Below are 15,670 nucleotides of genomic sequence, written 5' to 3' on the forward strand. Positions count from 1 at the left end.
ATTACTCCTTAATACCTATTCCGATCTCTACAAGTTCTTGAATATAAGAATCAACTAACTCTTGTGCGTAAGCATTTTTATCTTCCGCAGCTTCATATTCAGCTTTATCAACTTCTATTTCTACTTCATTTTGTGACGGACCAATTCGCGCGCTCACTACAAACGTTATTTTTTCTGACATGATTACTCCTTATTTAGTTATTTCTCACCTCTATTAAAGATTGATTTAATCCGCACAACTGTATTAACTCATGCGTGTAAACCCAAGCCAAAACATGACAGCCATTAACATACCCCCATTTATCGCTTCTTCTGTAATAACATGAGTTCTGAGTGCTAGTTATAATTTTCCCGTCTTGCGAAAATGACCTAGTAATTACGATGCAATCAACAAGGTTTTCTGGTAATTCTTTGCTAGCATCACGCCAATTAATCATTACCCACCTCCGTTAAATCTGTTTCTGGTACTAGTTGAATGCTAATAAACCCGTCTATAAAAACGGGGATGTGATACCACGGGCACATAACGCCAGATTCATCATATGCATAATAAATATCATTATTTGCGATTTCTGTTTTCATACCGTCATAAAAAACTGGGTCAAACATTCCGAATTTAGGAGGTGGTAAATCAACGTCATATACTTTTTCACTCACTTAAACCTCGCTTATAATTAACAATTACATTTCCACATTTGAACGGAACAAGCAGAATCAAGCATGTATCAAAATTACAGCTATTTACAGACTTTTCACCGCTCGGCAACAAATACTGATAACGACCGTCGGGAACATAAATAATACAGTTTTGACCGTGTATATTATCTTGCCAGGCTTTTGTCACTGGCGTGTAAGGCAAGACAATCAATACCTGTTTACTCCATTTTTTAACCTGCTCAACTGCCTTTTGAAAAAAATCCCACTTTTTAGAGAATGGCGGGTTACAAAATGAGGTGTTACTCGACTTGTACAATGAAAACCATGTATTACATTTCAATGCATCACGATTCTCAGTTATGCAAAAATTAGCTTTTTCAATTTTCACATCAACACTTGAGCAACAAACATCAACTTCGAATACTCCGATATTCAGCAGTTTTAATGCATCATTGATCAATAACTCTGATGTTCGCCAATAATCTTTATTCTGCTTCTCTGTTTGTGATTTGTTTAGAATAGGCATTTTTAAAACCCTCTGATGTAGTGATTTGGGTGGGTGTCACTCTGTCGCCAACGGCGTGACTACCGTCAATGTTATACACGGCTTGTATATTTCAAATTATCAACGCATATATCAGACGTTATTTTTAGCCTGCTGTTATGCCTAGCTTTTTGTTTAAATTTTCAACGACAACGGCAGGTAAATTAGTTTTAATAACATCTGCTTGTATACCGTCTAAAAAGTTGACTGATTCTGGCCATACCTCTTGTAATTTTTTGAGAGTTGCACAACTATTTAAGATAGCCATAATTTCCTGTCGTAAATCTTCTATCTGTTTTTCTGAGTTTTCGACCTGGTTCTGTAATGATAAAAATCGTTTTGAAAACTCATGATCGGCGGTGTATGTTGGACCTTCGTCTAATCTATAAAAAACTCGCTCAGGAGGTAATTTTAGATATGCGCGTAACCCGTTAAAATTACATCTCACTCCGTCGCAAATTTGAAAAACAGAATAATAATAAAATGGCAACTCTTTCGCACGAGCTCTTATCTCATCCGCTTCCTTGAGAAGCTCAGATGTTACGTTATCGTTATAAACATCAAGAGCTAATTTAGATAAATTTTCATTTACTGTTTTCAGCTCTTTAGTTACTGGTGATTGTTCAATTGCATTTTTGCAAATTTGCTCTTTGATAGATTTAGTTAATCTAGTCATAATTCTTTCCTTTTAATAAAAAACCGTCCAAGTGACGGTTATTTGATTAATTAAGCAACATCTTGAAATGTTATTCTTTTATAAATTGCTCTAACTTTTTCAACATCATCAGCACAGTAGTCTGCAACTTGTTTTAATTTTCCATCCCGCACAAAATCCCAAACCTTAGAGCCGTCTATTTCGTCACCTTTTGGCTGTATACCGAGCGACAAACAAATTTCATTCAAAGACACGTAATTACGTTTACCTGCCCATTCCGTCATTGTGTCGAATATATACATATTGTTATATGATTTACTATTGAGCGGTAAAAATGCCGGTGGTTTTACGCCTAACACAATTGCACGTTGATAAATAAAGCGCAGGTCAAAGTTTTCGATATTGTGACCAATAAAATGTGGTGTAATATCTGAACTTGGTCTATAACACTCAATCAAATCATTAAAAAATAATTGCAATATTTTTTTTCAGATGATGCCCAGTTATCAAAATGAATTACCTTCACATCTCCGTCATTGATTGCGTAACCAATACAGACAATTTGACCAAAACCGCCATTTAATGCGGTTTTTCGATACGCCGGTTCTTTGTTTTCTTCGAGCCATGCACTTATCGAATCGGGTTTTTTATAATTTGCCGGCGCTGTTAAATTACTTTGAATATAGTTTTTTATATTGTCAGACTGGGTTGGAATTGTTTCTATATCGAAATAAATATTAAACTGTCTCATTATTTTCACCTTCTGAAAGCTTTATCTTTAACTGATTGTAGTGCTCTATAACTTCTTCTTGCTCGCTGCATCCACGTAAGTTATTAAAACTAATAGCGAATAATTTTTGCAGTTCATCCAAAGATGACACATTCGAGGTCTTTTCTTTGAAATTATTAACTTCTGCCTGCTCTTTTGTAACACCGTTATTTAACCACGCTAGCAATTGCTCGCCAGTTTCTGATGTAATCTTAAAAATTTTGCCGTCAAATAACCGTGTTCTATCTTTTGTTGATGTTGCATTGTGATTAATATCAATATCGAACATGACAGTGAATTCATATTCCATTCCATCACGCTGAATCGGTGCCATGCCAACTTTTTTGGGGGCTTGTTTACCGTTATCGTTAACTTGTAGCACATATTCTTGCTTGCTTCGCATTGTTGCGATAATGTGACACGGACTTGCTAGCATTGTATTAACAAGCGCATTATGCTCCGGCGTGATGCTTCTCCAAGCTGTGTAGCCATTTCCCTTACCGCTATCTGCGATTTTCCCTTGTTTATCCAATAAACCGCCATCGCCTGCCCATGCGTGAGAAAGACTATCGATAATAATTACGTCATAATTAGCTTGCTCGAACGCCTTAATTGCCTGTAGATATTTATCAATAGTGTAGGGGGCTTCAATTTGAATAATGTCATAGTCGCCCAAATCAGCATATAAATCACCGCTACCTTGTTCTGTGTCAATTAACCCTACCTTTTGACCCAACCCGAAAGCTAACAGCAATGATGAGTAAGTTTTACCTGCGCCACTGGGTGCCGCTATACCCAATCTTAATTTTGCTTTTTTTCTAACCGCTTTTCTAATCTCTACCATATCGAACCTCATTTAAATGCGTGTCGTTTTCTTGTTTTTGAACTTGTAAATTAGCTAATTCTGTTAAATCAACTTTGTACGCTTCTGCTATATCAATAATCATTCTGGCTTGAATGGGTAGCGAGCTATATATTTCTTCCCACGTCATTATCTTCACTCCGTCGCTACTTCTAACATCCAGCGAATAAGCATAAACAATCCGCCTAATGTCAAAAAGTAGGTACAAAAAAGGGCGTATATTTGCTCGCCCTTGTTTAGTTTGTAATTTAGTCTGAATCGGTCTGTGTCATGTACATTACAGCCGACATGATCAGTTGGTATTGTGTTCATTTAAACGTCCTCTGGTCGTTCTGTGAGCGACCATTTCCAGTTAATGCCTTCAATATTAATAGCTAATGCGCACCCTATATATTTTCCTGTGTTACTGCTCCACAATTCATCAGTTGCTACGATGTATGGTTTACGTTCGAAAAAAAACACTCTGCCATTTGCATCTATTGCTGCATAGTTCCATGTCCTATCAATCAGTGTCCACATTTCACGAGAAATTGGTAAAGGTGTTGATTGAGGTGCGATACGGTATTCTGTATTCAATGATACGGAATCAGGGACTGCTCGGCACCAATCAGCGCCGCGCTTATATTCAACTGGTACACCCTGCATTTTTGCTAATAAAACCTGTACCATATGCTCTTGATGTTCATTTTGTGGTATTAATTCTTCCATTATTCATTCCTCAATTCTTCGAAAAACCAATCTGTTATGTCTTCGCAATTTTTACCAATGCGAAATGGTTCCAGATCATCCCAACGCAAACCGCATCCATGTTCCGTGTTTTGTTCAATAAACAAAGGCTTTTTCAGTAAAAGCAGGTCGGGTAAGCACGACGCAGACGCGCCGTGCGACCAGCTAATTTTTGCATCAACGCAGGCGTTTAACACTAATGCTACTTCGTGCTCTGTTTCACATTTAACAAACCAGTTTTGTTTTTGTAATCGTTCAATAATTTTCTTGCTTGTCATTGATTTACTCCTCGTTAAAATGATCTGTCAAAAAAAGCCCTCAAAGAGGGCGAAAGGATGTTAGTATGTACTCGTCTTTCCGAGCTGTCAGAATCTCTTGTTATATTCAACTTTAGCTTGTGCATAACATATGTCGGTTATAAACTGATTATAAATATCAGCATCAATGCTTTTTAATCAGATAACAAAACAGCAAATTTAAAAATGCAAACATTAAGCCGTTTTGAATAGCACCGTTATTACGGATGTGGACGCCAAATATAATTAGCGCAAAACTCAACATTACACCGAATATAGCTAGAATCATCATTAATCTATTCATCTATTCACCTCATTTTCAAACTCAAGTGCACTCTATGAATACGCTTTGATTTGAATACTGGTACATACCCCAGCTGGTGTTGCGCTCCCTTACTCTGCGTTATTCGTTCATCAGCTTAGAGGGAGCTAGGCATTTCGTTCTAAGATGAGCTTCGCTTTCACACTGTCTACTTGAATAACACTTTATAAGTTGTCCCGACTTTCCGAATTTTTAAAGAGCTTCAACTTTGTTAAGTTGATTTGTTTTGATGAAATGATAATACAGTTAAAACTGTTATAAGTAAACAGATAAAACTGTATTTTTAACTGTAATTAATTTGTTTGATTATTTTTTAATCAGAAAGGTGTTCTAAAGTTGTGGTGGGGGATTTTAGGCGTGAAAAAACCCGCATTAGGCGGGCTTTGTTTTAGTTAATAACTTATTTTGGTGGAGACTCATTAAATTCTAATTGTAATTGAGGCTCCTCGTTATATTTCTTTTTAAAAAAATAATTAAATTGTTCTTTTGATTCAGAAATAGACATCAGTGTTGTAACTTCAATGATTTGTTTTCTTAAATGCTCTCGACCAATATCAGAAGTTAAAGATTGATGCCATCTGTATTTCCAGTTTCCTTTTTCTGTTTTTCCAATATTATCTTTCACTTTTTCAATTACACCTTTAGGCATTTGATCATATATGTATTTGACGGTCAATTTACCGATAAAAGATGGTTTATTTTTAATATATTTAGGTATAAATGGTAAATTCCACAACCTAAAAATTTCTTTATAAAAATCATCAGTAAATGTTAATTGCCATTTTAATATTTCATCCGAGACATAAGCGTTGAGAATCTTTTGTAATTCAAATCTCTCTCTTTCATATTGATATCCAGTTGCTTCGTCTATTAATGCGACAATCCCAACTCTAGCAAAACCTCTAATCAATACTTCGCATTGATCTGCAATAATTTTTTGTCTGGCAGATAAGTTTATATTATTTCTAGCCTCAAGAAATGCTTCACAAATATCAGCCAATATTGTTGCTTCGTATCCATTAATTTTTTGAGTCCCTTTATAACACTCTATTGGGCTATAGTGGCCAGGACTTTTTCCTTGATAAATAAATGGCTTAAGCGTTTTTTGATTCAAATATCTGGCCAGTCTTGTCCCTGATTTTTTTTCATTATCTTCTTGTAACTTTAGTGCGTTTTGCATTGCATTACCAGATAAAACCCTAGTTCCATCATCTAGAATATAACAAGGTATTATTGTTTCATTTAAAATAATTTCACCTTCATGAATAATTTTTCTTTTTTCCATTCATATATTCCTTATTTCTAGTTAATCCCAGACCACCGAAGCGGTTAGCCGTGTTTTATTTTGAACTATTATCTTTTACGTCTAAATATTCTGTGCTCAACCATTGTGCCAACTATTCTTATTTGCTGGGTTAATGTACTCATTGTTGTATAGTCAGGATTTAACGGAATCAGCTCAAATTGCATTCTTTCATGTTCATCATATCCTAACTCTCGATATTTCTTGAACGTAGCTTCTGATTCGCCGTTCATTGCAACAACAAATTCACCAGGAATTGGTTTAATGGCTGGATCTATAATGACAACATCACCCTCTTTGAATTCTGGCTCCATTGAGTCGCCTTTTATTTGTAATGCAAATGCTTTATCTGATAATTCCAAAGATGTCATAATATATTCAAATCCTGTTGAATCTCTTAATTCGCATGATTCAGTCCAAACTCCTGCTTGTACATAACTAATTAAAGGCACTTGGCGAGCTTTTAGTGCTATGGGTTCTACATTCTTTACTTCTTTCTCTTTTCCGCTTAATAGCCACGCCATATCGCATTTAAGAGCAACAGATATTTCATATAAATAGCGAGGTTTTTTTACTTCTCCACTTTCAATTGCTTGATAAGATTGTTGTTTTATTCCAACTTGTGAAGCTACTTGTTCCTGCGTTAAGTTCAATTCTTCTCGTCGTGCTCTGATTCGTTGACCAAGATTATTCATTTTAAAAATCTCCATTGTTATAAAAAAAATAATACAGATAAATCTGTAATTGACAAACAGTATAAACTGTTATTTAATACAGTTATAACTGTTAATATTTAGTAAGGGCAAATATGACAATTGGAGAGCGAGTTAAACAAAAGAGAATTGAGCAAAATATAAGTCAATCTTTTTTAGCCGATTTGGTTGGTATGAAACAACAGTCAATCAGCGATCTAGAATCTGGAAACATAGAAAAACCAAGGAATATCGTAGAAATCGCTAAAGCTTTGAATTGTTCGGTTGAGTGGCTGTATTACGGTAATCAAACTAATTCGAGGTAATTATGAGTACATTAAACAATGAAAATCTATTAAAGCCAAAATCACAACAAGAGCGTGTTATAGCTGTTTGTAGTGACGGTAAATACCGAACACTAGACGATATTCAACGCGAGATTAAGAAGCGTTTTAACCAGTTTGATACAACACCAGCGATTAGCGCAAGACTTCGGGAAACAGGGCGATTATTCAAATATGGCTATGTGAAAGACAAATATCACAAAATCAATGAGAAGACTAAAAAAGCTTGTTATTACTACACGTTGAAGAGGATTGGTTAATGAGAATAACGTCTTTTATTAATAACTCCAAATGTATTGAGTGGGATTTAACAATGCAACAAGGGGCGTTGTTTGATCTGCTTAATCAACTTCATACTTGGGCAGAACCTGTTGCTATTGATGGTGAAATTTATTATTGGGCATCAAAGCAGATGATTTGCAATGAAATACCGCTTGCTTACAACAAGGTTGATACGGTTTATCGTGCATTGAAGATTTTACGTGAAAAAGGGTTAATCAATTACAAAAAATATGGTGAAAAAGACTGTATTTCACTAACAGCAAAAGGCAAAGAATGGAACTCGGAAATAAATCCGACCCTCGGAAATAAATCCGAGCAAACTCGGATCGAAATCCGAGAAACCTCGGAAATAAATCCGACATATAAGAATACTAATATTAATAATACTAAGATCAGTAATATTAAAAAAATAAATAAAAACGGCTTGAATTTATCTGATTTTCAGCAACAACCAAGCGAACAGGTTTGGAATGATTTTGTTGAACATCGAAAAAACAAAAAGGCAAAACTGACACAAACGGCATTGAATTTATTAATTAAACAAATCAACGCCTGTCTATCTCTTGGTTACACAACTGATGACGTGTTAGCTGAGTGTATGGCTAGGGGGTGGGTGAGTGTCAAGGTTGAATGGCTGCACAACGCTGGTAGTTTTCAGCGTGGTAATACTACCAATAGCAATAAATCATTGGCTAGCTCAATGCGTGATGATACGAGCTGGATATACGAAATGGATAACGTTATATGAAAAATATCGCAGAGTTAATCAATACAGGCATGATTAAACATCAACACGTTCACGAGAAAACATCGGGAGCTGATGAAGTGGCAAATGTCTTTAATTTATTTTGTGAGCAATTAATCATTGTTTTCCCAGCATCATCAGCAGTTTTGAAAGATGAAAACTCAAAGAAAACATTCAAACAGCAATGGCTACAGGCGTTCAAGGAAAACGGAATAACCAAACTGGAATATCTACGAGCGGGGTTGAAAGTAGCTAGGGCACAAAATACCGATTTTTTACCATCAACAGGTAAATTTATCGCATGGTGTAAACAAGGCATATCTGAACAAATAGGGCTACCAACGCCAGATGAGCTAATCAGAATGTTAATGGATTTTAGCGCTCAAAGAGGAATTATTGAAGCCGAAGATTACCCTTTCCCAAATAACGCCTGTTATTGGTTGGTTACTGATTTGATGTATGAATCGAGAGAGCGCAATCTGTCTAAAAAGGATTTGTTAGAACAAGCACGTATCGCGTTGCTTGATATGACAAAAAAAATTCTTGATGGGTACGAAGAGCCAAAGCCAGTTAAACGAATTAGTAGCGCACCAGTTGGCGTAACGTTAACGCGTGAACAGTCACTTAATCGAATACAAGAAATCAAACGCAAATTCATGATTGGACAAAATAATGCGAAAGCCGTTAGTTAACCACTGCTCCCAAGGACGTTATCACATGCTCGACAAAATAGCGTACGACTATGTGAGAGTGATACGAGAGCGTGGAGCTAATACGGTACAAATTAAACAGCAGTTAGCAGAACGAGTAAAAAATTATTCAGAAGAAGATAAGACAAAATTGAGGGAGTTGATACAAAAATGGCAAGAGTTAAAAAAGTAGTGGAAGCAAAAGTATTCGATAAAAACACTGGTTTAAATATGGAGTTATCAGAGCTTATTTTTGATAGAGAACAATATTATCAAGAATTGGTGTGCGCTTTTTCGGTTATCAAAAAAAATGGTTTAGAAATTGAATTCTTAGGTGCTGTAGAAAGCCTTGCGCACAACCCAAAAATTAAAAGAAGCATTATCAACTGTATCACTGATAAAAAACATGTACTAGGGAAAGAGATAGGTGACTACAACCAAGTAACAAAAAATTATATTAAAAAATACTATAACAAATTAAAACATGAAGTTGATAGCGAAAAAGTGATTGTTCTTCAAAGAGAAATTGCGGAGCTTAAGAACCAGTTGGATGCAATTACAACAGCTTCATTTGTCGATAATTTGAGTGCGTGAGGGTTTAGGGATGAGTGATGGAGCAATAGTAGCGATAGCGATGATGCTTTATTGTGCATTTGTAATTTGGAGGATGACGAAATGACTAAACTAACGCAACAGCAAACAGTGATCGACAACATTAAAAATCCGAAACACTATCAAATAATTAGCGGTATCGAATCAATCGATATCATCGCACGTAGCATGACAGTTGAGCAATTTCAAGGCTTTTGCCTCGGTAACATTCTGAAATATCGAATCAGGGCAGGTAAAAAAGATGCGTTAGAGCAAGACATTGCAAAGGCTAATGAGTACGAGAAGATTTTTGAAAATAAAAAGCGTTTGTGCGTTGACTGGGGAGTAGACGATGAGTGATGAAGTGATTGTAGCAATAGCTTCGTTTGTTTTTTTGGGATTCGTGATTTGGAGGGCAACTAAGTGACAAAACCAACACTGAGCGATTTTATTGAAAACCCGTTCAAAGCTATGCGGAACGGATATTATCCTGATTTTATGAGCTGTTTATCATTAAAAGCGTCATCGTTCGGAATTAAACAGCTAAACGATATTAAAGGTGAGTTTTTTTGGATTCTTAATCAAGAAGCGATTTTATTTCCGACACACTTGCTAAGCCTTGCTATATATACATTTCTAATATTAACAACGCCTATTCTTTTTCCAGTTTGGGCATTGATATTTTGGTTCAACGTTAGAAAGCAATACAAACGCTATCACGAAAAGATGAAGAGCAAATCAACGTTAATAGTTGAGTATTCGGAGTGATAAACAATGAAGCATTTTTTTATTAAACAAGCGGGCGGTGTACTAGTACCAGCATCAGACGCCGAAGCTGACAAAATGACACGATACAAAACAGGCGAAGCTTGTGAGGTTGAAATAAAACTTTGGCGTAACCCACATTTTCATCGTAAGGTTTTTGCCTTTTTTGGGTTTTGTTTTCAACACTGGTCTGCTGATAAAGCAGGACTGGAGCATATGAACGAATCAGCGCAGTTCGATAGATTTAGAAAGGATTTAACTATTTTAGCGGGTTATTACGAGCAAACAGTTAGATTAAACGGCGATATACGAACAGAAGCGCAAAGCCTCGCTTACGGAAATATGGAGCAAGACGAGTTTGAGAGAGTTTACAGCGCATTAATAAATGCGGCATTAAAGCATCTGTTTGGTAAAACCACAGACCAAAACATAATTAATCAGCTTTATGCATTTTTTTAATCAATTATCAAAGGTGGCATGATGAACAACGAACACAAAGAACAACTGAAACTATACGATGATAAAGAGCAAGAATTAGAGAGAGCAATCGCAATAGTTAGAGAACAGCGCAGAGAATACATTAATCAGCATAATTTAAATAGAGTTAATGATGCCGAGAAAACACAAGTTAATTAAAACAGATTTTAAATGTCCAGAGTGTAACGGAGCATGTTTATATAACGTCGATTTAGATTTATTTGTCTGCAATAGACCTCTCATCAATGTTGACGGTGAAGTAAAAGGCTCTTGCGGCAAATTTTACAAGAATAAAGCGAAGTTCAGACGATGAAGAGAGAAATAAAACAGAAAAAATGTAAAAACTGCGGTAAAAAGTTCGCATTATTTAACTCGCTCGCTCAAGTATGTTCGGTTGATTGCGCTATTCAGTATGCAAAAGATAACAAAGTTCAAGAGCAAACCAGAATTAAATTAACACGAATAGCTAAGGAGAAAATTAAAACTCGCTCAGAGCATTTAAGAGACGCGCAAACAGCATTTAACGCATTCATTCGAGAGCGAGACAAAAACGAGCCGTGTATTAGTTGTGGACGCTATCACACGGGGCAATATCACGCAGGGCACTATCGAAGCGTTGGAGCATGTCCAGAGTTACGATTTTGTGAGCTTAATGTACATAAACAGTGTTCAGCATGTAACAACCACAAATCAGGGAACATCATTGAGTACAGAATCAATTTAGTAAAAAAAATAGGTGTAGAAAAAGTTGAATGGTTAGAAGGGTATCATGAACCGAAAAAATACACGGTAGAGCAAATAAAGCAGATTAAAGTTGAGTATAAAGAAAAGCTAAAAGAATTAAAAAAGGGGGAATGATGAGAGAAACTAAAGATATTTTAACAGCGTGGAAAAACACCCGTATATTAAAAAGAATGGGAACCGAATACCCCTCAAAATCGGCAGGTATTGATGGTGCGCCAATGGATTTTGATTATCGTCAGTATCTGACCGAAGATGAAGCTGAAATTGTTGATAATGCAGTGTTAATTTTAAAAAATGATAATTATTCGCAGTGGATTGTTTTAACTGCATATTATTTGCGTGGTGTTTCATGTAACGCTCAAGCAAAAGCAATTGGAAAGCGCCCACACGATATTATTAATTTATTAAATCAAGCTGAGATGTTTGTAAGAGGAAATATTTACGAATATTTCAAAAAAGTGGCATAAAATGCAAAATATTGCAGATAAAAAGCTGGACTTTGCGCAAATGCGCATATATAATTGGTTCAAAATGCGGTTTTCAACGCATAGAATTTAAGTCCAGTTTTTTAATTTGAAATATTATTGTTTCTGGACGTTCTTCTAAAAACGGATTTTTATGAAAAAGTTTATCATTTCTCTTTTGTTTGTTCCGGTTCTTGCTAATTCAGCACAAAATTTCAATTCAGCTAAAAATAATCTTACTAAATTATACAAATCATATTTAACGCAAACCGAGTTTTATTGCGGATGTGATATCGCATGGGTTGGTAAAAAAGGTGTTGTTGATTTCAGTAAATGCGGTTATAAACCAAGAAAAAATTTAAATAGAGCGTCTCGTATTGAGTGGGAACACGTCATGCCAGCCGAAAACTTCGGTCGTCATCTACAATGCTGGCGAGACGGTGGACGTAAAGCATGTAAAAAAGATGTTACTTTTAATAAAATGGAAGGTGACATGCACAACTTGCAACCTGCTATTGGTGAAGTAAACGGTGACAGGTCTAATTATCGTTATTCGCAGTTTACTAAAGAATTTACACAGTACGGACAGTGCAAAACTGCTGTAGATTTCAAAGAAAGAAAATTTCAACCTCGTGACGAAATTAGAGGTGTAATAGCACGCACATATCTCTATATGTCCGATAAATATAAAATCAATTTATCAAATCAAGAAAAGAAGCTAATGATGGCTTGGAATAAAATGTATGCACCTGAAAATTGGGAATGTCAGCGTAATGCGCATATAGCAAAAGTGCAGGGTAATGATAATAGATTCATTACCCAACAGTGTAAATAGTTACATATAAGCCTCAATTAAGAGGCTTTTTTATTATCAAGATAGAATTTAACAGCATCAACAATAAGTTGAGCTTGGGGTATATCTAGGCTTTTACTCGCCTGTTCAATTAATGCGATATCTTCAACGTGTAGTTTGAAGCCTTTTACTTTAACTCCTCGTTTTTGGTCACTTTTTGCTTGAATTTCTGTTATTGATTTTGCCATAAAATCACCTTGATTTATTAAGTGTCAATTGATATATTTAAGGACATCGGTAGGGCTTTCGCCCCACCTTTGATACTACTTAAAAAGCCGGAAAACTTACAAGTAGTAGAAGAAATATGATTAAAAATTTCATTTTTTCTTCTCCTTAAGCCCTCGTCTTAGGTCGGGGGTTTACCTTATCAAGCCCCTCACTTGATGGTTATAATTATAGGTTAACCTATAATAAAAGTCAACACTTTTTATCTAAATAATTTTAATTTTTATAGATTTATTACCGAATAAAATTATTAAATGAAGCCGCTTAATTGCGGTTTTTTCATGTCCAAATTTCATGCATGTCGGCGACATTGATGTTGTCAACATCTACAGAATCGACAGCAAAGCTAGACACACACATAACTAACATTTAGCTAGTACGCTGTCACATCATTAACTAACAAGAAGAATTAATTATGCCAATCAAAGATCCTAATAATTATGATTGGCTATACCAGTTAATAGCTGCTGTTGTCGGCTCTATTGCAAAAATAGCGTTTGATATTTTAAGCGGTAAATCATTCACGCTAAAAGTAGTCATTTGTCAAGTGATAGTCGCACTATATGCCGGGCAGCTAATGGCTTGGATAGCTACGAGTAGGCACTGGATAGATGAAGAAAAGTATTGCGCTATAAGCATTGCAAGCTGGCTAGGTGCTGAAATGATAAAGAATATTACTGATAGATTCAAAGATAAAACAGGAGGGAACTCATGAAGCTAACAAGATTAAAAACAAGTGCGCGCGGTACGTTTGGTAAAATACAATTGCCGTCGGGTGCGGTTTTGTCAACTTTAGAGCTACCGTGGCTAAATAATCAACGTCAGATTTCATGTATTCCAGCTTCTATATATCAATGCGATATTGTTAACTCACCAAAATTTGGTCGAGTATATCAAGTTAAAGACGTTCCTAATCGCTCACACATTTTAATTCACGCCGGCAATTGGACCAAAGATACACAGGGCTGTATTTTGGTAGGCATGAGCAATAACGATACTCAGTTATTTGAAAGCAAAAAAGCATTAAATTTGCTGATGAATGAACTTAACGGAAAGTCATTTAAGTTGGAAGTTATAGAAAACTATGAATAAAACAAATGTAGCATTGATTAGCGCGTTGATATTTGCTTGTTATTTTGCATATAACTGTTGGCAAGATGAAAAAACTGCGGTTGCAAAAGCGAATAAAGCCGAAGCAAAGTACGAAAAGTATATACAAGATAATAATGAAGTTAAAAAAATTGAATCAAACATTATCGAGGCTATTAAAAATGGGTATGCTAAAACAGATGCTTTACGTAATGATATCGATAACGGTCTTGTCGAGTTGCGCGTCAAAGTCGAATCCGTCGAACGAGATAGTACCACCTCCAGCAATATTGCTAACAAAGCCTTACGACTTGCAAGAACTTCTCAACAAGATTATTACAATCTCACCAGTGCAATCGAGTACAACAAAGTAATGATTGAGGGTTGGCAGAAATACTATTGTAAAGAGATTGCACCAAAGAATAATACTGAGTTTATGTGTAATTAGATTTAACACCATGATAAACGTATATAACAATACTAGATGGCGTAAAGCCAGATTAACCTATCTACAGCGTAACCCGTTTTGTGTTATGTGCTTAAAGCAAGGCAGATATGAACCCGCTACAGCAGTAGACCACATTATCCCCCATAAGTTAGAACAAGCATTAATATCGAAAGACCCAATAAATATAAAGAAAGCCCAAAAGCTATTTTGGGATTCATCAAACTATCAAGGCTTATGTAGCACACATCACTCAAGCACTAAACAACGTATTGAGAATAGAGGAGTAGAGATAGGATGCGATGTGAACGGTATGCCTTATGGTGGACATTGGAGTAAAGAAAGATGAAACAAATTCAATTAGCCCATTTATATAAGAATGGTAAATTTTATGGCTACGGCATTGCAGTGGATGGACAGCTTTTAACTAATCAAGTAGCTGTTAGTATCGAGACAAAACCCAATCAACTAACAATTATACATGTTGATTTTAAATTAGATAGTAAAGCGGTTAGCAACCCGGTTGATATTGAATTGAATAACAACAGCAATAGGGAGGGGGTAGGTAATTCCTCCAGCTAAATGCTTTGAAAACCACCCGCCTCCTTTCATTTTAACGCTAACCCGATTTTTTTAGTTTTTTTAGGATTGATTATGGCTGCAAAAAAGAAAACACGCTCAGATAGCACCGCGGCGGTTATCAGGGTGATGAATAATGCCGCTAAAAACACAATTGAACCTCCTGAGCACGCGGGGCTAATGGCTAAAGCTCGCCCTTTTTGGGATGCTAACATTAAATCTAAATCGCTAGATTTATGGACAGATACCGACCTTATCGAATGTGCTGATTTATGTAATAACCAGTTAAGAATTCTCGAATTACGGAAAGAGCTGTCTAAGGAGAATAAAAAAATTGGCGAAGAACGAAACTCTAACGAGATAAAGCGAATTGATAAGCAGATTACTGATTTGGGTCGGTTAGTTGCCGCACAAAAAAGAAATCTGCAAATACACTCTCATGCAACAAACGGCGAATCACGAGATCAAGTTAATCATAATAAAAACGAGCAAGAAGCTAGAAGATATTTGGGTAAACATGATGATGGCTTGCTTGCCACTCCCATACACTAA

General features: G+C 35.8%; 32 protein-coding genes. 19 read left to right on the forward strand and 13 right to left on the reverse strand.

The genetic code is table 11. The features are described from left to right. Position 1 precedes the first annotated feature (1 nt). The 12 genes from A9G43_RS02455 to A9G43_RS02505 all read right to left on the reverse strand — a co-directional run bounded on the left by A9G43_RS02455 (position 2) and on the right by A9G43_RS02505 (position 6,829). Positions 2–181: a hypothetical protein gene (locus A9G43_RS02455; RefSeq protein ID WP_065606328.1), complete on the reverse strand. Its 180-nt coding sequence runs from the start codon at positions 179–181 to the stop codon at positions 2–4. Between the two features lie 248 nt (positions 182–429). After that, the gene (locus tag A9G43_RS02465; protein ID WP_065606332.1) at positions 430–657 is read right to left on the reverse strand and encodes a hypothetical protein; all 228 of its coding nucleotides are present in this window, start codon (positions 655–657) and stop codon (positions 430–432) included. Continuing rightward, the gene (locus tag A9G43_RS02470) at positions 650–1,183 is read right to left on the reverse strand and encodes a DNA N-6-adenine-methyltransferase (protein ID WP_065606334.1); all 534 of its coding nucleotides are present in this window, start codon (positions 1,181–1,183) and stop codon (positions 650–652) included. Before A9G43_RS02470 ends, A9G43_RS02465 begins: the two co-directional genes overlap by 8 nt. A gap of 124 nt (positions 1,184–1,307) precedes the next feature. After that, positions 1,308–1,877 (reverse strand): Nmad5 family putative nucleotide modification protein, encoded by a 570-nt coding sequence (locus A9G43_RS10645; RefSeq protein ID WP_081297994.1) that lies wholly within the window; start codon positions 1,875–1,877, stop codon positions 1,308–1,310. A gap of 50 nt (positions 1,878–1,927) precedes the next feature. After that, positions 1,928–2,335: a ribonuclease H-like domain-containing protein gene (locus A9G43_RS11105; protein ID WP_218058587.1), complete on the reverse strand. Its 408-nt coding sequence runs from the start codon at positions 2,333–2,335 to the stop codon at positions 1,928–1,930. Further along, positions 2,311–2,607 (reverse strand): hypothetical protein, encoded by a 297-nt coding sequence (locus tag A9G43_RS11110; protein ID WP_218058588.1) that lies wholly within the window; start codon positions 2,605–2,607, stop codon positions 2,311–2,313. Before A9G43_RS11110 ends, A9G43_RS11105 begins: the two co-directional genes overlap by 25 nt. Next, positions 2,594–3,469 carry an ATP-binding protein gene (locus A9G43_RS02485; RefSeq protein WP_065606336.1) on the reverse strand — a complete coding sequence of 292 codons (876 nt, stop codon included), beginning with the start codon at positions 3,467–3,469 and terminating at the stop codon, positions 2,594–2,596. Before A9G43_RS02485 ends, A9G43_RS11110 begins: the two co-directional genes overlap by 14 nt. Then, the gene (locus A9G43_RS10965) at positions 3,456–3,617 is read right to left on the reverse strand and encodes a hypothetical protein (RefSeq protein ID WP_176701684.1); all 162 of its coding nucleotides are present in this window, start codon (positions 3,615–3,617) and stop codon (positions 3,456–3,458) included. The genes A9G43_RS02485 and A9G43_RS10965 overlap by 14 nt, the downstream gene beginning before the upstream one ends. Positions 3,618–3,799: 182 nt before the next feature. Beyond that, positions 3,800–4,195: a hypothetical protein gene (locus tag A9G43_RS02490; RefSeq protein ID WP_065606338.1), complete on the reverse strand. Its 396-nt coding sequence runs from the start codon at positions 4,193–4,195 to the stop codon at positions 3,800–3,802. Then, positions 4,195–4,491 (reverse strand): hypothetical protein, encoded by a 297-nt coding sequence (locus A9G43_RS02495; RefSeq protein ID WP_065606340.1) that lies wholly within the window; start codon positions 4,489–4,491, stop codon positions 4,195–4,197. Before A9G43_RS02495 ends, A9G43_RS02490 begins: the two co-directional genes overlap by 1 nt. Positions 4,492–5,231: 740 nt before the next feature. Beyond that, a complete protein-coding gene (locus tag A9G43_RS02500; RefSeq protein WP_065606342.1) occupies positions 5,232–6,116 on the reverse strand; it encodes a P63C domain-containing protein in 885 nt (294 codons plus the stop codon). Positions 6,117–6,184: 68 nt separating this feature from the next. Continuing rightward, the gene (locus A9G43_RS02505; RefSeq protein ID WP_065606344.1) at positions 6,185–6,829 is read right to left on the reverse strand and encodes a LexA family protein; all 645 of its coding nucleotides are present in this window, start codon (positions 6,827–6,829) and stop codon (positions 6,185–6,187) included. A 113-nt stretch (positions 6,830–6,942) separates the two neighbouring features. Here A9G43_RS02505 and A9G43_RS11335 point away from each other — a divergent pair, with 113 nt between their 5' ends. From A9G43_RS11335 to A9G43_RS02560, 13 genes are all read left to right on the forward strand, one after another. Then, positions 6,943–7,152, forward strand: coding sequence for a helix-turn-helix domain-containing protein (locus tag A9G43_RS11335; protein WP_065582603.1), 210 nt, complete (start codon positions 6,943–6,945; stop codon positions 7,150–7,152). A 2-nt stretch (positions 7,153–7,154) separates the two neighbouring features. Then, positions 7,155–7,430 carry a hypothetical protein gene (locus tag A9G43_RS02515; RefSeq protein ID WP_065606346.1) on the forward strand — a complete coding sequence of 92 codons (276 nt, stop codon included), beginning with the start codon at positions 7,155–7,157 and terminating at the stop codon, positions 7,428–7,430. After that, positions 7,430–8,200 (forward strand): hypothetical protein, encoded by a 771-nt coding sequence (locus A9G43_RS11115; RefSeq protein ID WP_218058589.1) that lies wholly within the window; start codon positions 7,430–7,432, stop codon positions 8,198–8,200. Before A9G43_RS02515 ends, A9G43_RS11115 begins: the two co-directional genes overlap by 1 nt. Further along, a complete protein-coding gene (locus tag A9G43_RS02525; RefSeq protein WP_065606348.1) occupies positions 8,197–8,889 on the forward strand; it encodes a replication protein P in 693 nt (230 codons plus the stop codon). The genes A9G43_RS11115 and A9G43_RS02525 overlap by 4 nt, the downstream gene beginning before the upstream one ends. Beyond that, the gene (locus A9G43_RS10845) at positions 8,870–9,079 is read left to right on the forward strand and encodes a hypothetical protein (RefSeq protein ID WP_141674001.1); all 210 of its coding nucleotides are present in this window, start codon (positions 8,870–8,872) and stop codon (positions 9,077–9,079) included. The genes A9G43_RS02525 and A9G43_RS10845 overlap by 20 nt, the downstream gene beginning before the upstream one ends. Beyond that, entirely contained in the window at positions 9,058–9,480 is a 423-nt protein-coding gene (locus A9G43_RS02530) for a hypothetical protein (protein ID WP_065606351.1), read from the forward strand. Before A9G43_RS10845 ends, A9G43_RS02530 begins: the two co-directional genes overlap by 22 nt. 81 nt (positions 9,481–9,561) lie before the next feature. Next, positions 9,562–9,837 (forward strand): DUF3310 domain-containing protein, encoded by a 276-nt coding sequence (locus tag A9G43_RS02535; RefSeq protein ID WP_065606353.1) that lies wholly within the window; start codon positions 9,562–9,564, stop codon positions 9,835–9,837. 63 nt (positions 9,838–9,900) lie between these two features. After that, positions 9,901–10,245 (forward strand): hypothetical protein, encoded by a 345-nt coding sequence (locus A9G43_RS02540; protein ID WP_065606355.1) that lies wholly within the window; start codon positions 9,901–9,903, stop codon positions 10,243–10,245. A gap of 6 nt (positions 10,246–10,251) precedes the next feature. After that, complete coding sequence (locus A9G43_RS02545; protein ID WP_065606357.1) at positions 10,252–10,701, forward strand: DUF1367 family protein; 450 nt, start codon at positions 10,252–10,254, stop codon at positions 10,699–10,701. 21 nt (positions 10,702–10,722) lie between these two features. Further along, on the forward strand, positions 10,723–10,878 hold the full coding sequence (locus tag A9G43_RS10970) for a hypothetical protein (protein WP_176701685.1): 156 nt from the start codon (positions 10,723–10,725) through the stop codon (positions 10,876–10,878). A gap of 150 nt (positions 10,879–11,028) precedes the next feature. Further along, entirely contained in the window at positions 11,029–11,577 is a 549-nt protein-coding gene (locus A9G43_RS02550; RefSeq protein WP_065606360.1) for a recombination protein NinG, read from the forward strand. Further along, positions 11,574–11,930: an antiterminator Q family protein gene (locus A9G43_RS02555; RefSeq protein WP_141674002.1), complete on the forward strand. Its 357-nt coding sequence runs from the start codon at positions 11,574–11,576 to the stop codon at positions 11,928–11,930. Before A9G43_RS02550 ends, A9G43_RS02555 begins: the two co-directional genes overlap by 4 nt. A gap of 151 nt (positions 11,931–12,081) precedes the next feature. Next, positions 12,082–12,762 (forward strand): endonuclease, encoded by a 681-nt coding sequence (locus A9G43_RS02560; protein ID WP_065606364.1) that lies wholly within the window; start codon positions 12,082–12,084, stop codon positions 12,760–12,762. A 17-nt stretch (positions 12,763–12,779) separates the two neighbouring features. Here A9G43_RS02560 and A9G43_RS02565 read toward each other — a convergent pair whose 3' ends face one another. Continuing rightward, positions 12,780–12,968, reverse strand: coding sequence for a ribbon-helix-helix protein, CopG family (locus tag A9G43_RS02565; RefSeq protein WP_065606366.1), 189 nt, complete (start codon positions 12,966–12,968; stop codon positions 12,780–12,782). Positions 12,969–13,420: 452 nt separating this feature from the next. Between A9G43_RS02565 and A9G43_RS02570 the strand changes: the two genes are divergently transcribed. The 6 genes from A9G43_RS02570 to A9G43_RS02595 all read left to right on the forward strand — a co-directional run bounded on the left by A9G43_RS02570 (position 13,421) and on the right by A9G43_RS02595 (position 15,670). Further along, the gene (locus tag A9G43_RS02570) at positions 13,421–13,720 is read left to right on the forward strand and encodes a hypothetical protein (RefSeq protein WP_065606368.1); all 300 of its coding nucleotides are present in this window, start codon (positions 13,421–13,423) and stop codon (positions 13,718–13,720) included. After that, positions 13,717–14,097 (forward strand): DUF5675 family protein, encoded by a 381-nt coding sequence (locus tag A9G43_RS02575; RefSeq protein WP_065606370.1) that lies wholly within the window; start codon positions 13,717–13,719, stop codon positions 14,095–14,097. Before A9G43_RS02570 ends, A9G43_RS02575 begins: the two co-directional genes overlap by 4 nt. Then, positions 14,090–14,542: a lysis system i-spanin subunit Rz gene (locus A9G43_RS02580; protein ID WP_065606371.1), complete on the forward strand. Its 453-nt coding sequence runs from the start codon at positions 14,090–14,092 to the stop codon at positions 14,540–14,542. Before A9G43_RS02575 ends, A9G43_RS02580 begins: the two co-directional genes overlap by 8 nt. Before the next feature lie 10 nt (positions 14,543–14,552). Further along, positions 14,553–14,888, forward strand: a complete 336-nt coding sequence (locus A9G43_RS02585; protein WP_065606372.1) for an HNH endonuclease signature motif containing protein — start codon at positions 14,553–14,555, stop codon at positions 14,886–14,888. Then, positions 14,885–15,121, forward strand: a complete 237-nt coding sequence (locus tag A9G43_RS02590; protein ID WP_065606374.1) for a hypothetical protein — start codon at positions 14,885–14,887, stop codon at positions 15,119–15,121. The genes A9G43_RS02585 and A9G43_RS02590 overlap by 4 nt, the downstream gene beginning before the upstream one ends. A gap of 72 nt (positions 15,122–15,193) precedes the next feature. Further along, entirely contained in the window at positions 15,194–15,670 is a 477-nt protein-coding gene (locus A9G43_RS02595) for a terminase (RefSeq protein WP_065606377.1), read from the forward strand.

This window comes from Gilliamella sp. Occ3-1, assembly GCF_001690655.1.
Lineage (GTDB): Bacteria > Pseudomonadota > Gammaproteobacteria > Enterobacterales > Orbaceae > Gilliamella > Gilliamella apicola_P.